The 13,918-nt window shown below is 66.6% G+C and carries 12 protein-coding genes and 2 pseudogenes; 10 read left to right on the top strand and 4 right to left on the bottom strand.

Features of this window, described 5'->3' with window-relative positions; genetic code table 11:
- The 4 genes and pseudogenes from IEW85_RS11530 to IEW85_RS11545 all read left to right on the top strand — a co-directional run.
- Nucleotides 1-384 (top strand): transposase (locus tag IEW85_RS11530; RefSeq protein ID WP_188685852.1); only part of this gene is annotated, 384 nt, incomplete at its 5' end.
- Nucleotides 341-631: pseudogene (locus IEW85_RS11535) on the top strand (integrase core domain-containing protein); the annotation flags it as partial. The gene IEW85_RS11530 and the pseudogene IEW85_RS11535, both read left to right, overlap by 44 nt.
- Before the next feature lie 285 nt (nucleotides 632-916).
- Nucleotides 917-1,666 (top strand): superoxide dismutase family protein, encoded by a 750-nt coding sequence (locus IEW85_RS11540; protein WP_229658991.1) that lies wholly within the window; start codon nucleotides 917-919, stop codon nucleotides 1,664-1,666.
- Nucleotides 1,667-1,824: 158 nt separating this feature from the next.
- Nucleotides 1,825-2,763, top strand: coding sequence for a F510_1955 family glycosylhydrolase (locus IEW85_RS11545; protein WP_188685854.1), 939 nt, complete (start codon nucleotides 1,825-1,827; stop codon nucleotides 2,761-2,763).
- A gap of 51 nt (nucleotides 2,764-2,814) precedes the next feature.
- Here IEW85_RS11545 and IEW85_RS11550 read toward each other — a convergent pair.
- A pseudogene (locus tag IEW85_RS11550) lies at nucleotides 2,815-4,086 on the bottom strand (IS3 family transposase).
- 433 nt (nucleotides 4,087-4,519) lie between these two features.
- Here IEW85_RS11550 and clpB point away from each other — a divergent pair.
- On the top strand, nucleotides 4,520-7,129 hold the full coding sequence (clpB, locus tag IEW85_RS11555) for an ATP-dependent chaperone ClpB (protein ID WP_188685864.1): 2,610 nt from the start codon (nucleotides 4,520-4,522) through the stop codon (nucleotides 7,127-7,129).
- A gap of 28 nt (nucleotides 7,130-7,157) precedes the next feature.
- Here the strand turns inward: clpB and IEW85_RS11560 are convergent, their stop codons facing one another.
- On the bottom strand, nucleotides 7,158-7,745 hold the full coding sequence (locus IEW85_RS11560) for a methylated-DNA--[protein]-cysteine S-methyltransferase (RefSeq protein WP_188685867.1): 588 nt from the start codon (nucleotides 7,743-7,745) through the stop codon (nucleotides 7,158-7,160).
- A complete protein-coding gene (locus IEW85_RS11565; RefSeq protein WP_188685869.1) occupies nucleotides 7,742-8,944 on the bottom strand; it encodes a hypothetical protein in 1,203 nt (400 codons plus the stop codon). The genes IEW85_RS11560 and IEW85_RS11565 overlap by 4 nt, the downstream gene beginning before the upstream one ends.
- Nucleotides 8,945-9,226: 282 nt before the next feature.
- On the opposite strand from IEW85_RS11565, the gene IEW85_RS11570 reads away from it, so the two are divergent.
- The 5 genes from IEW85_RS11570 (at nucleotide 9,227) to IEW85_RS11590 (ending at nucleotide 13,078) form a co-directional block, all read left to right on the top strand.
- Nucleotides 9,227-9,406 carry a DUF3073 domain-containing protein gene (locus tag IEW85_RS11570; RefSeq protein ID WP_188686006.1) on the top strand — a complete coding sequence of 60 codons (180 nt, stop codon included), beginning with the start codon at nucleotides 9,227-9,229 and terminating at the stop codon, nucleotides 9,404-9,406.
- Between the two features lie 143 nt (nucleotides 9,407-9,549).
- Nucleotides 9,550-10,347: a Sir2 family NAD-dependent protein deacetylase gene (locus tag IEW85_RS11575; RefSeq protein WP_308420886.1), complete on the top strand. Its 798-nt coding sequence runs from the start codon at nucleotides 9,550-9,552 to the stop codon at nucleotides 10,345-10,347.
- Between the two features lie 36 nt (nucleotides 10,348-10,383).
- Nucleotides 10,384-11,982, top strand: a complete 1,599-nt coding sequence (locus IEW85_RS11580; RefSeq protein WP_308420887.1) for an MFS transporter — start codon at nucleotides 10,384-10,386, stop codon at nucleotides 11,980-11,982.
- Between the two features lie 7 nt (nucleotides 11,983-11,989).
- A complete protein-coding gene (locus IEW85_RS11585) occupies nucleotides 11,990-12,541 on the top strand; it encodes a TetR/AcrR family transcriptional regulator (protein ID WP_188685873.1) in 552 nt (183 codons plus the stop codon).
- A 159-nt stretch (nucleotides 12,542-12,700) separates the two neighbouring features.
- Entirely contained in the window at nucleotides 12,701-13,078 is a 378-nt protein-coding gene (locus tag IEW85_RS11590) for a hypothetical protein (RefSeq protein WP_188685874.1), read from the top strand.
- 82 nt (nucleotides 13,079-13,160) lie between these two features.
- Here IEW85_RS11590 and IEW85_RS11595 read toward each other — a convergent pair whose 3' ends face one another.
- Nucleotides 13,161-13,913 (bottom strand): queuosine precursor transporter, encoded by a 753-nt coding sequence (locus tag IEW85_RS11595; RefSeq protein ID WP_188685876.1) that lies wholly within the window; start codon nucleotides 13,911-13,913, stop codon nucleotides 13,161-13,163.
- Nucleotides 13,914-13,918: the final 5 nt, after the last annotated feature.

A 13,918-nucleotide genomic window follows, 5' to 3' on the forward strand; every position in this document is an offset into this window, starting at 1 on the left:
CTGGTCGAACAGATCAGAGTCCCGCGCCTGGGACCCGGCAGGGCCCGTACCCGACCTGATGAGCTGCTAGGCGATAAGGCCTACTCCTCCCGCGCGATCCGCACCTACCTGCAGGAACGCGGGATCATCGCCACCATCGCAGAGCCTGACGATCAGAAACGACACCGCAGAAACCGCGGCACCAAGGGCGGCAGGCCCCCGAAGTTCAACGCCCAGCGATACAAGGGCCGCAACATCGTCGAACGCGGGTTCTGCCACTTGAAGCAATGGCGCGGCATCGCCACCCGCTGCGACAAGCTGGCCACCACATACCGAGCAGCAGCGCTACTGCACGGAGTCNCAGTTCCGCTCCCGGGCCATGGCCCGCGAGTTGCGCCGCCATGACATGGTCGGATCGATGGGAAGAGTCGGCGCCGCCGGAGACAACGCTGCCATGGAGTCGTTCTGGTCACTGCTGCAGACGAACGTGCTCAACCAGCAGCGGTGGGCCACCCGGCAGGAACTCCGGCTCGCGATTGTCGTGTGGATCGAGCGGAAGTATCACCGCCAACGCGCCCAGGACACCCTCGGCGGCTTGACGCCCATCGAGTTCGAAGCCAAGCTAGCCGAGCCGCACACGCTCGCGGCCTAAACCGAACCTGTCACCAGTTCGTTCCTCACGCCCTAGTTCCCCGAGAGGCTGTCAACGGGAGTGAGTAATAAGGGTCCTCCGATATCGATGTGGGTAGCTCAACTCGGTGAGACGGTGATGGTTGGGCAGCGCCGCGTGGGCTCGAACCCCGGCCATTGCGTGTAGCCTAACCCGGTCCGAGGACAGGCTGCATTTGAGGCGCTTCCCGCCACCAGGATACGGTCGGTGCCGGGTAACCCGACCTTCGGCATCGCGCTGAACAGCTCATCAGAGAAGGGACGCGTCATGATAATCGGTGAACCACAGATCTCTCGCCCCCGTTTTCTCTTCGTCACGGCCGCCCTGATGGCCGGCCTGGGGCTGGTTGGCTGCGCCAATGGCGGCGCAGGCGATGAGGCCAACGGGGCCAATGAGGAAGCGGCAGCCGAGAGTGAGACCGACGCTGGCTCACCCGACGAGGATGAGGCCGAGGGCCCCGAGGGGGCTGCCGCTCCCGATGAGGACAGCGATCCGGCTGCGCAGCAGGCGGTGGTGGCAACCGCCGAACTGGCTGATGCAGATGGGAACACGCTGGGGCACGTCGATTTCACGCCCGTGGACGGCGACCTCGAGGTCAGCGTGACCGCAGAGAACATGGAACCGGGTTTCTACGGGTTCCACCTCCACGAGATCGCAGAATGCGAACCCGACAGCGAAGCGCCCGATGACCCCGAAGACACCGGAGACTTCTTATCAGCCGGCGGACATATCAGCGGTGAAGACGACGCCGACCACCCTGACCATGCCGGTGACTTGCCGGTGCTGCTGGTCAAGCAGGATGGCACCGCCACGATGAGCGTGGTCACCGACCGGGTCGACGAGCAGATGCTCACCGACGATGACGGGGCAGCGGTGATCGTTCACGCCGATGAGGACAACTACGGCAACGTCCCTGAGCGCTATCTGGATCCCGATGGTGAACCCGATGAAGACACCGCCGCTACTGGCGATGCCGGGCCTCGGCTTGCCTGCGGCGTGGTGGAAGATGACCGTTAAAGGTAGTTCCTCGACTCATTGTGAACGGGGTTGAGCACCATCAGAAACGACGTCGGCGCGAAGACTGCTGGGCCCGAAGACTGCTGACCAGTCGATGTTGGTTCGGAGCTGGAGGGTGTTTTCTACGCTGCGTAGAATTGGGCATCCGACACCCCGAGATGGAGGAGCTGACCATGTGCAGGAAAACGCCCAACCTGAGGCGTGCGTCTTTGGGGAATCCGGATGGCTGGTCGGGTATGCGGTCATTGACGCTATTCGCCGTCTCAGCTTTAGTGCTTACCGCGTGCGGCGCTGAAACCAACGGTGCCGATCCGGAAGGTCCTGCGGAGGGCGGAGAGGGTGAAAACCTGGAGCATGTCCATGATTTAGACGTCGATCCTTCCGATGGTTCGCTTATGATTGCCAGTCACTACGGTTTGTTTCGGCTTCACGACGATGGCCCCCGCCGCGTCTCCGAGATCCAGGATTTCATGGGCTTCGCTGTGGCGGATGAAGACCTGCTGCTGGCCAGCGGCCACCCGGGCGAAGGGCAAGACGCTCCGGCCAACCTAGGGTTGATTGCCTCCGCTGACGGCGGTGCTACGTGGGAGGACGTCTCGCTGAGCGGCGAAGCAGACTTCCATGCGCTGGATGCGATGGGAGACCGCATTTACGGGGTGGATGCCACCTCAGGGCAAGAGCTGTTGATCAGCGACGACGCCGGCGAAACCTGGCAAAGTCCGGGTGCGCCAGCGATGGCGAGCCTCGCCATAGATCCTCGCGACGCCGACACCGTGTTGGGTACCACCGAGAGTGGCCCTGTCATCAGCACAGACGGGGGACAAAGTTTCACGCCTGTAGCTGAGGCTCCGATCCTTCACCATGTCGACTGGGCCCCTGACGGGACGATCTTCGCCCTCGACCCCGATGCCGGGGTGCACCGAAGTAAGGACAACGGATTCACCTGGGAACACGTCGGTGAGGTCGATGCGGGTGTGAAGGGCTACCCTGAGGCGCTCCACGCTGTGGACCAGGACGAAGTATGGGCGGCTGTCGGGGGCAGCATTCTTCACAGCACCGACGGTGGCGAGAGCTTCGACGTCATCCACGAGAGCTAACCCTCTGGATATTTAAGTCCTGAACCGCACTGGGATTGATGGAGACTCCGGCTATAGGGATTCCACCAGCTCATTGGGTCTGATGTTGTCATCGTAGAACAGGTCCTCGAACTCAGCCGGCGGCCGGTCACCGAGGTACCCATGAAGCCGCTCAGTGTTGTGCCAGTGCACCCACCCCAGAGTCGCCAGCTCCACATCTTCGACTGTCTTCCATGGACCGCGATGGGTGCGCACCGGTCCTCGGATGAGCTCGGCCTTGTAGTAACCGTTGACGGTCTCGGCCAGAGCATTGTCGTAGCTATCCCCGACGGTTCCGATCGAGGGAGTGGCCCCGATTTCGGCCAGTCTTTCGCCGTAGCGAATGGAGGTGAATTGAGATCCTGCATCGCTGTGGCACCGTAGCTGCTCGTGGCGCGGGCCTCGAGACCAGCGGGCCATCTCGATGGCATCGAGCACCGTCTCGGTGCGCATCGTAGAAGCGACCCGCCAGCCGACGATCGCCCGACTGAACGCATCGATGATGAAACAGACATAGGCCACACCGGCCCAGGTCGGCACATAGGTCAGATCCGTGACCCAGAGCCTGTTCGGCGCGACCGCAGTGAACTCGCGATTGACCAGATCCGGATGCCGCGGGGCTTCCGGGTCAGTTGAGGTGGTGCGAACCTTCTTACGCCGGAGAACACCCTCCAGGCCAGCGTGACGCATCAGTCTCGCCGTCTGATCCCGGCCGATGCGTAGGCCGGCTCGGTTCGCGGCCTTCCAGAGCTTCCTGGCTCCATAGACCCCATAGTTCTGCGCATGCAGGGCCACCAGTTCCGGCATCAGCTCAGAATCCCTGACGCTCCGGGCCGAGGGGGCCCGGTTCTTCGCTGCGTAGTAGGTGCTCGTAAGCCACCTGCAGCACTGCGCAGATGGGCTCGACTCCGAGTCGACGACCGTCGATGACGTCGTCTCTGTTGGCGTCGATGAAGGCGACTATCTCGGTGACTGGCGGTCGAGCTCCGCCCCGAAGAAAGTCGCGGCCCGCTTCAGGATCTCGTTGGCGCGCCGCAGCTCACGGTTCTCTTGTTCCAGGGCTTTCTCGCGGGCCGACTGCTCGGTGCTGACACCGGGGGCGTGACCTTCATCGATGTCTGCTTGGCGGACCCAGGACCGGACTGACTCGGGGCCGTAGCCGAGCTGAGTAGCGACCCGCTTCACGGTGCCGCGGTCGGTGCCCAGCTCCTGGCGTAGCTGGCGGACCATTCGCACCGCTGCGGCCTTCTCCTGTTCCGAGTATCGGCGCGTGGTCGCGTTGCCCGGTTTGATCTCTTGTGGCATGTCTCCATCATCCTTTCCAAACGATGGAGTCTCCAAGAATCCCAGTGCGGTTCAGACTAAAGTCCTATGATTCGTCGATGCCCAGAATAGACCGGGGTAGTTCCGCTGGCCCCTGTAGGCAGGAGGTATCCGAATCGGGAGGCCCTCAACGATAAGGTCAGCACGCGCTTGTTCCCACGTCGTCGTGACTTCATCACCGGCGACGGTGCAGTATCGCAAGGAGGCCCCGCGCGTGCCCATATCCTCAGTGTGACCTACTGTCAGAAAGATGAGACTACTGACACGCCACTGACAGATACATGGCATTACTGACAACTTAACTGGAACCTACAGGAGAGGTCACGCCTCCCCACTCCCGGAATAACTCCCCATGAGATAAAGTTGAGCATGAGTGACTCAAGTTTTTAGGCGCTCGTTCCACGGGAGGAAACGTATGGACGTCAAGCTCACCACCAAGTCTCAGGAAGCGGTCTCCGCTGCCGCGATGAATGCAAACACCGCGGGCAACCCGCAGATCGAACCGGCCCACATCCTCAAGGCCCTGATGGACCAGCGGGAGTCCGTCGCCGTGGCGCTGCTCAAGGCCGCCGGCGCAGACCCCGACGCCGTCTCCACCCGCGCCTCCGCGGCCATCCGGTCCCTGCCCTCAACCAGCGGAGACTCTGTCTCCACCCCGCAGTTCTCCCAGGCCGGGCTCAACGTCATCAAGGCCGCCCAGGCCGAGGCCGACCAGTTCGGCGACGACTATGTATCCACCGAGCACCTGCTGCTCGGCGTGGCCGCCGACCGCGGCCCCGCAGGCCGTGCCCTCTCCGAGAACGAGGCCTCCCTGGAGGCGCTGAAGGCTGCCCTGCCCGGCCTCCGCGGCGACCGCAAGGTCAGCACCCCGGACCCGGAGGGAACCTTCGACGCCCTGGGCAAGTTCGGCACCGACCTCACCGAGCTCGCCAAGGACGGCAGGCTGGACCCGGTCATCGGACGCGATGCTGAGGTCCGCCGTGTGATCCAGGTCCTCTCCCGCCGCACCAAGAACAACCCGGTCCTGATCGGAGAGCCCGGTGTGGGCAAGACCGCCGTGGTCGAGGGCCTCGCCCAGCGCATCGAGCAGGGCGACGTCCCGGACGCCCTGAAGGGCAAGACCCTGATCAGCCTGGACCTCGGGGCGATGGTGGCCGGTTCCAAGTACCGCGGCGAGTTCGAGGAGCGGCTCAAGGCCGTCCTGGACGAGATCAAGTCCGCCGACGGCCAGATCATCAGCTTCATCGATGAGATCCACACCGTGGTCGGTGCCGGCGGAAGCTCCGAGGGTTCCATGGATGCCGGCAACATGCTCAAGCCCATGCTGGCCCGCGGTGAGCTGCGGCTCATCGGTGCCACCACCCTGGACGAATACCGGGAGAACATCGAGTCCGACGCCGCCCTGGAGCGCCGCTTCCAGCAGGTCTACGTGGGCGAGCCCTCGGTGGAGGACACCGTCGCCATCCTGCGCGGCATCAAGGAGAAGTACGAGGCCCACCACGGCGTCGAGATCTCTGACGCCGCCCTGGTCTCCGCCGCAAGCCTTTCCGACCGGTACATCAGCGGCCGCCAGCTGCCGGACAAGGCGATCGATCTGGTGGACGAGGCCGCGAGCCGGTTGAAGATGGAGATCGACTCCGACCCGGTGGAGATCGACGAGCTCCGCCGCGCCGTCCAACGCCTCGAGGTCGAGCGCCAGTGGCTCACCAAGGAGGAGGACCCCGCCTCCCGCGAACGCCTGGCCGCCCTGAAGGAGGAGCTGGCGAACAAGAAGGAGCAGCTCGGTGAGCTCGAGGCCCGCTGGGAGACCGAGAAGGGCGCCCACAACCGGGCCGGCGAGCTGCGCGCCACGCGTGACGAGCTGAAGTCCCAGGCGGAGAAGGCCCAGCGCGACGGCGACTTCGCCGAAGCCTCCCGCCTGCTCTACGGGGAGATCCCGGAGTTGGAGAAGGAGCTGGCCGCCGCTGAGGAGGCCGAATCATCAGGCGACGACGCCGACCGCATGGTCCCCGAGAAGGTCGACTCAGACGCCATCGCCGAGGTCATCTCCGCCTGGACCGGCATCCCTGCCGGGCGCCTGATGGCCGGCGAGACCGAGAAGCTGCTGCAGATGGAGGAGCTCCTGGGCTCCCGGCTCATCGGCCAGCACCAGGCCGTGCAGTCAGTCTCCGACGCCGTCCGCCGAGCCCGCACCGGGGTGGCCGATCCGGACCGTCCCACCGGCAGCTTCCTCTTCCTGGGCCCCACCGGCGTGGGCAAGACAGAGCTGGCCAAGGCGCTGGCGGAGTTCCTCTTCGACGACGAGCGCTCCATGATCCGCATCGACATGTCCGAGTACTCGGAGAAACACTCCGTGGCCCGGCTGGTGGGTGCACCTCCCGGATACGTGGGCTTCGACGAGGGCGGCCAGCTGACCGAGGCTGTGCGGCGTCGTCCCTACTCCGTGGTGCTGCTGGATGAGGTGGAGAAGGCCCACCCCGAGGTCTTCGACATCCTGCTGCAGGTCCTCGACGACGGCCGCCTCACCGACGGCCAGGGGCGCACCGTGGACTTCCGCAATGTGGTGCTGATCCTGACCTCCAACCTGGGCAGCCAGTTCCTGGTGGACCAGTCCGAGGAGGAGGACGCCCGCCGCGAGAAGGTCATGAGCGTGGTCAACGCCTCCTTCAAACCGGAGTTCCTGAACCGCTTGGACGACATCGTCATGTTCGAGCCGCTGTCCATGGATCAGCTGACCTCGATCGTGGATCTCCAGATCGGCTCGCTGCAGGACCGCATGGCCTCGCGCCGGCTCACCCTGGATGTCACCGACGCCGCCAAGGAATGGTTGGGCTTCACCGGCTACGACCCGGCCTACGGCGCCCGTCCGCTGCGGCGCCTGGTGCAGCGGGAGATCGGCGATCAGCTGGCCAAGGCCCTGCTGTCCGGGCAGGTCGAGGACGGCGACACAGTCCTGGTGGACCGCTCCGACCTCTCGTTGGATGAGGATTCAGTGCACGGCTTGTCGGTGGTCCGTCAGCAGTAGAGGAGAATGCGGCAGAGCGGCGTCCGGCTCACAGCCGGACGCCCTCGCGGGCCAGCAGGCGGCGCTTGGTGTCAGTGCCGTAGTAGAGGTATCCGCCCAGGCCGCCGTCTGAGCGGATGACCCGGTGGCAGGGCACGGCGAAGGCCACCAAGTTGTTGGCGCAGGCGCTGGCGGCGGCCCGGTGCGCCTGCGGCCGGCCCGCCATCTGGGCCAGCTCCGCATAGGAGACGGTCTCTCCGGCGGGGACCTCGCGCATGGCCGCCCAGACGTCCTGGCGGTAGGCCGAGCCCGGCTGCTCCACGTCGATCTGGTCGAAGGCGGTGGAGTCGCCCTCGCTGTAGGCGAGAACCGCCTGGGCCACGGTGCCCTTATCGGTGGGCAGCGGGTTCATCTCCCGCGCGGCGGTCAGCGGGGCGATGTCCTCCAGGCGGTCCATCAGATGTTCCAGGAGCCTGCCGATCGCGGCCACCTCAGGCTCGGCACCCTGAGGCCGGGCCAGCCCGGCCGCGCGGATGGTGTCATCCTCGGGGGAGTGGATCACTACTACGGATCCCAGGTCATCGCCCAGGGTGGCGGAGGACCAGCGCAGCTCGGGCAGGAACTCGGCTTCTCTCATGCGGTGTCCTCGGCTTCCTCGGCGCCGGCCTCGCCGCCGCCGTTCTCGGGATCCTCGTCCTGGGCGTCCTCGTCGGCTTCGCCCTGCTCAGTCTGCTGCTCGGCGTCATCCTGTGCGCCCTCTTCGGCGACGTCCTCATCGCCGACCTCGGCGGAGGAGTCCTCTTCCGGTTCCACCACGAAGTTGCCGTTCATCTGCTCGCCGTCGGCGCGCTGGAGCAGGCAGTTCACCCGGCGATCATCCTCCCAGGTGCTCTCATCCGGGTGGGCCACCACACCTTCCAACGCGTGGTACTCATCCACGGCCTCCTGGTCCAGGACCTCCTCCTGGGCCGCGTGGCAGACGCTCATGGCCTGCTCCTGGGCGGCCTCCTCGCCGGGGTGCTCCTCACCTTCCAGGTCCTCCCAGTGGATGAGCTGGGCGTCATAGTCCCAGCTGCAATCGATGATGGTCACCGGAGCCAGGTCGTCCTCAGGATCGAAGTCGCGCAGGCAGTCGCCGGTCAGCCACTCCTCCGGCGGGGCCTCGGAGAGGATGATGCCGTTGGTGGGGTTCTCCGCGCGGGTGTAGTCCATCGGCTCCTCGTCTTCGCGGCCGAGGAGCCACCAGAGCACGCCGCCGGTCAGGACGATCACCAGTGCGGCGGCCAGCACGAAGGGCAGGGCGTTCAGCCGCTTGGAGGGCACATCGCCGGAGGCTTCACGGCGGCTTCTGCGGGAGGTCGCGGCAGCGGCGACCTTCTCAACAGGGGCGTCAGAATCGTCATCGGAGCCGGAGCCGGAGCCGGAGCCGGAGCCGGAGCCGGAGCCGGAGCCGGAGCCGGAGCTGTCATCGGAGCTCGCGATGCCGGCCGCCGCAGTCCCAGCGGAAGCCGCCTCATCAGAGCTGCCCTCTTCAGAGCTGTCTGCCGAATCCTCAGGGGCCGCCTCATCGGAGGCATCGGGATCCTCCGCGCGGCTCTCGGAGTCCGCGCCGAGCAGCTCGGTCTCCTCCTCGAGCGGGGCGTCGGAGTCGGCGTCGTGATCAGCGCCGCCCTTCGAGCCGGCGTCGGGGTTCTCCGCGCTGTGCTCTTCAGCAGACTCCTCCTCAGCCGACTGATCGTCAGTGCTGAGATCCCCTGAGCTCTGATCCTCCGAGCCGTGCAGCGGAGGCTGCTTCTCGGCGTCGTCGCGGTGGTGCTCTCCTCCGGGCTGCGTCATAGTCTCCTGTTCCTCCCGAGGGTCCCGCTGGTGCTGACCTCCTATGGTAGTCGCATCTCACAGTGCAGTCTGCGGGGGATCGGCCGTTCCGCGCTGTGCCGCGGGAAGGGTCCGCCGGGGGCTGCTCAGAGATCGGTCCGGAGGTGTCCCGTGGCGTCGTGGAACGAGGAATGAGAATGCTGATAACCTTGTTAGCACGAAACACCAGACAGTACAGTTCCTCCCGCGGTGAACCCTGCCCGGCATCGCGCGGACCTAGAGATGACAGAGGGGGTCTCGCTCATGGGGCGCGGCCGTCAAAAGGCGAAAGCAACCAAGCAGGCGCGGGAAATCAAGTACTTCACCCCGAACACTGATCTGTCGGCTCTCGAGCGGGAGCTGGCAGAGGCGCGTGGTGAGGACACTGATGGCGCCCAGGAGTCGGACGACTACGACGACGACTACGACCCCTACGGTCGTTGAACCTCCCCACCTCTGCAGAGCGCGCGCATCGGGCGGCTCTGCGGTCCATCGCCCGAGTGGTGACGGAGACGGCTCTGCCGCAGGAACCTGAGAGGGCCCGCAGCGGCATCCTCTCCCTCCTCCAAACGGGCGATGTTCTGTGTGTGACGGGGGCCGGGGTCTCCACCGATTCGGGGATCCCCGACTATCGCGGCCCGCAGGGCTCGCTGCATCGGCATCGGCCGATGACCTATCAGGAGTTCCAGCACGACGCCGCAGCGCGCCACCGCTACTGGGCGCGCAGCTTCGTCGGGTGGCGCCAGATGCACGGCGCGGCGCCCAACCGATCGCATGAGCTGCTGGCTCAATGGCAGCCCCGCGGAATCCTGACCGGCCTGGTCACCCAGAACGTGGACGGTCTGCACCGTCAGGCGGCCGAGTCCCTGGCCTCCGACGCCGACATCGTCACCCTCCACGGAGACCTGGACACTGTGGTGTGCCTGGTCTGCGGGAACTCCGAGCAGCGCCCCAGCCTGGACATCCGGCTGGAGGAGGCCAATCCCGGCTACGCCGAGGCCGCCTGGCAAGCTGCGGAGAACATCAACCCCGACGGCGACGTCACCCTGGCCGACTCGTGGGTCCAGGAGTTCGTGATGGTCTCCTGCCTGGTGTGCGGATCCCAGAAGCTCAAGCCCGATGTGGTCTACTTCGGCGAGAACGTCCCCGCTGAGCGCAAGGCCGCCGCAGACCGGCTGACGGAGCAGGCCTCCGCCCTGCTGGTGGTGGGCAGCTCCATGGCGGTGATGAGTGGATTCAAGATCGCGCTGACCATGCATCGCGCCGGCAAGCCCGTGGCCGTCATCAACGGCGGCCCCTCCCGCGCCGACGCCAAGGCCGAATGGCGCTGGCGCACGCGGATCACCCCGGCCCTGGAGGAGCTGGAGCAGCTGCTGACCCCATGACGGCGGCAAGCCTTACAAACGTTATAGTTTGACCCTGTGAGCACCTTCTCCGAGTACCCCAGCGGACCGCTGTCCGGCCAGATGCCGGTGGTCAGCGCACCCGACGCCGACCCCCGCCTCAGCCGCACCCCGGAGCTCAGCCGCGGCCGACGTTGGACGGTGCTCGCACTGGTCTCCACGGGGCTGCTGCTGATCTCCCTGGATATGACCATCCTGTACACGGCGCTGCCGGTGCTGACCTCCGATCTGGGCGCCAGCGCCTCTCAGCAGCTGTGGATCCTCAACATCTACCCGCTGTTCATGGCGGGCCTGCTGCCCGGTTCCGGCGCCCTGGGAGACCGGTTCGGGCATAAACGGATCTTCCAGGTCGGCCTGGTGATCTTCGGAGCGGCCTCAACCTGGGCGGCCTTCTCCACCGCACCGGAATCGCTGATCGGCGCCCGCGGGCTGCTCGCGGTGGGCGGGGCGCTCATGCTTCCCGCCACGCTGGCGCTGATCCGCATCACCTTCTCCCAGGTGCGCGAGCGCAACATCGCCATCGCGGTCTGGGCCGGCACCTTCACCCTGGGCATGGCGCTGGGCCCCATCGTCTCCGGCACGCTGCTGGAGTTCTTCTGGTGGGGCTCGGTCTTCCTGGTCAACGTGCCCATCGTCCTGGCCGCCTCAGTGCTGATGGCCCTGCTGGGCCCGGCCAACCTGGCCGACCCAGCCCGCCGCTGGGACGCGCTCTCCTCCGCCCAGGCTCTGGTGGGTCTGGCCGCAGCGGTGCTGGCCATCAAGACCTGGGCCGAGGCGCCGCTGAACTGGACCCTGGCGGTGGTCTCCACGGTGGTCGCCGTCGTGGTGCTGAGCCTGTTCAGCCGGCGCCAGCTGCGCCTGGCGCGCAGCACTGAGCCCCTGGTGGACTTCGCGATGTTCCGCAACGCCGGCTTCTCCGGCGGGTTCATCGGCGCGGGGCTGACCACCTTCCTGACCGCCGGAGTGCAGCTGGTGATCACCCAGCGCTTCCAGCTGATGGAGGGCTTCACCCCGCTGCAGGCGGGATTGCTGGTGACCGCCGTCGCCGTCGGGTCAGTGCCCTTCACCCTGCTGGGCGGTGCGCTGCTGCACCGGCTGGGTCTGCTGCTGCTCATCGGCGGCGGCATGGGCCTGGCCGCGGTGGGCGCCACCGGTGCCGTGCTGGGCGCACTGGCGGATTCCCTGCCCGGCCTGGCCGCGGCTCTGGTGGTCATGGGAGCGGGCATGGGCTGTTCGGTCTCCGTTGCCTCCACCGCGATCATGGGCAACGTCCCGCCGCATCGGGCCGGGATGGCGGCCTCCACCGAGGAGGTCTCCTACGAGTTCGGCAATCTGCTGGGCGTGGCCCTGCTGGGCGGGCTGCTGACCCTGGTCTACACCCGCATGCTGGTGCTGCCCGAGGGTGCGGGGGAGTGGGCCTCCGCCTCGCCGTCGGGAGCATTGTCCTCCGGGGACGAGGCCGTCACCGCGGCCGCCGCGGCGGCCTTCGACGATGCGTATCTGGTGGTGCTGGTCGCTGTTGCGGTGGTCACCGCTCTGGGCGCAGCCGGCGTCTCCTGGATCCTGCGCCGCTACACCCCGGGCACCGAGTCCCAGGAATACCCCGACAACCACTGAGGTCCCTATGCGACAGTCCAAGCGAACCCTGATCCTCGAAGCCGGCAGCCGGGTGGTCCAGCGCGACGGCGTCACCGCGCTGACCTACGAGTCCGTGGCCCAGGAGGCAGGGGTCACCAAGGGCGGGCTGCTGTACCACTTCCCCTCGCGCGATGCCCTGCTGCTGGCGCTGCACGAGCATGTGGCCGGGCGGTGGGAGGCCGCCATGGAGGCCGACGCCGGCGGTCCGGCAGGGGAGGTCGACGCCGAGTCCCGCTTCCTCGCCTACGCCCGACTCCACGACACCCCGGCCCGGGCCGAGCTGCTGCTGATGCTGGAGGCCAGCGAGGATGAGGCGGCCGGCGCGGTGTGGGATGCAGTGCATCATCGCTGGGCGCCGCCGGTTCCGGAGCGGGGAGCTTCTCGTGCTGGGGCTGACGACGCTGAGGTCCGGGCCTTCCTGGCTCGGCTGGCCGCCGACGGATTCTGGCTCTACGAGGCTCTGGAGGGACAGGGCCTGGATGAGGGGCTGCGCGAGCGCCTGCTGCGCGAGATGCTCCGGATGACCTCCGGCGACTGAGGGCCGGGTGCGAGGGGCTGCTGCTGCTCCGGCACCGGGCTTGCACAGCTGGTTCAGGTCGCCACGCCCGGCAGGGCTGTGGACAAGGGTGGTCGCGTCCCTGCACAGCGGTGCTCATCCTCGGTAGGCTGGGCGCACCCCTACCGACCAGGAGTGATGATGACCGAGGAGACCCGCCGCGCGCGGAGCACCGCTGAGGAGTCGGAGACGCCCTTCGGCCGGTCGCGTGCTGAGCGTTGGTTCTTCGGCGACGTCGTCAAGACGCCGACACGGGCGAAGTTCCACATCGGGTGGTCGATCGTCGTCTTCGTGATCTTCTTCTACAACTCGATGAGCTTCTACCCGCCTGATGGGGTCGCTTCGAGCGTGTTCTTCGTCCTGCACTTGGCGTTCACGGCGTTCCTCATCCCCTTCGGCATGGTGATCTGTGTGAAGCATCACGAGCTCACGGAGCAGGGCTTCTACGCCCGGCAGGCCGAGAGGAAGCGTGCCGCTCGCCGAGCTTCCACTGTGGGTGCAGGTTTCCACGCCCGATAGGTGTGTGGACGAGGGAATCGATGGTGGAACTCCCGACGCCGGCCAGCGCAGTCCCGAAGTTCGCAGCCCCCGGTGCCCCGCCTCAGCCCTGGTAGCTGGGCTCGCGACGCTTCAGCGCCCGCACCACGGTGAAGGTGACTGGGAACAGGATGAACTCCACCAGGCACTTATAGACCACACCGAGCACCACGTAGCTGCCGAACTCGCCCCAGCTCATCAGCGGGAACAGGTCCACACCGGGGATGACGTTGAGGATCATCGGCACGGTGCTGAAGGCGATCAGGCCGAAGATCGCGGTGTCCAGGGTCTGGCCGAAGACGGTGGAGGACATGATGCGCGCCCACAGGCCGGATTCGCCGAAGCGCCGCTTCACCCAGACGATCACCATGCTGTTCATCAGCTGCCCCACCAGGAAGCCGGCCAGAGAGGCCACCAGGATCCGGATGTAGATCCCGTCCCAGCCGAAGAGCACCTCGAAGGCCTCCTGGTTCTCCGCATCGCCCAGGGCGGGGGAGGCGGTGACCAGGCCGAAGACCGCCGCGCCGATCACCATCACTGCGAAGCCCACCAGCACCGCGCGCATGGCCGCCCGGAAACCGTAGACCTCGGAGATGATGCCGCCCAGGAGGTAGGTCAGTGGGAAGAGGAAGACGCCACCGTCGACCACCCAGCCGCCGAAGTCCATCTGCTTGGTCGCCGCGATGTTGGAGATCAGATAGAACGCCGCCAGCAGGGAGACCAGCACGGCGTAGAACTGGCTGCCCGGATGCGCGAAGGAGGCGCTGCTCCGCTCTGATGAGGAGCACTCGGCGGACTCAGGTTCGGAGGAGGTCATCAGGG

The sequence above is a fragment of the Nesterenkonia cremea genome (genome assembly GCF_014642675.1).
Classification (GTDB): Bacteria; Actinomycetota; Actinomycetes; order Actinomycetales; family Micrococcaceae; genus Nesterenkonia; species Nesterenkonia cremea.

Bases quoted from the DNA above. Each gene is read 5' to 3' on its own strand.
- IEW85_RS11540 (WP_229658991.1), top strand. From the start codon at position 917: ATGATAATCGGTGAACCACAGATCTCTCGCCCCCGTTTTCTCTTCGTC.
- IEW85_RS11545 (WP_188685854.1), top strand. From the start codon at position 1,825: ATGGAGGAGCTGACCATGTGCAGGAAAACGCCCAACCTGAGGCGTGCG.
- clpB (WP_188685864.1), top strand. From the start codon at position 4,520: ATGGACGTCAAGCTCACCACCAAGTCTCAGGAAGCGGTCTCCGCTGCC.
- IEW85_RS11560 (WP_188685867.1), bottom strand. From the start codon at position 7,745: ATGAGAGAAGCCGAGTTCCTGCCCGAGCTGCGCTGGTCCTCCGCCACC.
- IEW85_RS11565 (WP_188685869.1), bottom strand. From the start codon at position 8,944: ATGACGCAGCCCGGAGGAGAGCACCACCGCGACGACGCCGAGAAGCAG.
- IEW85_RS11570 (WP_188686006.1), top strand. From the start codon at position 9,227: ATGGGGCGCGGCCGTCAAAAGGCGAAAGCAACCAAGCAGGCGCGGGAA.
- IEW85_RS11585 (WP_188685873.1), top strand. From the start codon at position 11,990: ATGCGACAGTCCAAGCGAACCCTGATCCTCGAAGCCGGCAGCCGGGTG.
- IEW85_RS11590 (WP_188685874.1), top strand. From the start codon at position 12,701: ATGACCGAGGAGACCCGCCGCGCGCGGAGCACCGCTGAGGAGTCGGAG.
- IEW85_RS11595 (WP_188685876.1), bottom strand. From the start codon at position 13,913: ATGACCTCCTCCGAACCTGAGTCCGCCGAGTGCTCCTCATCAGAGCGG.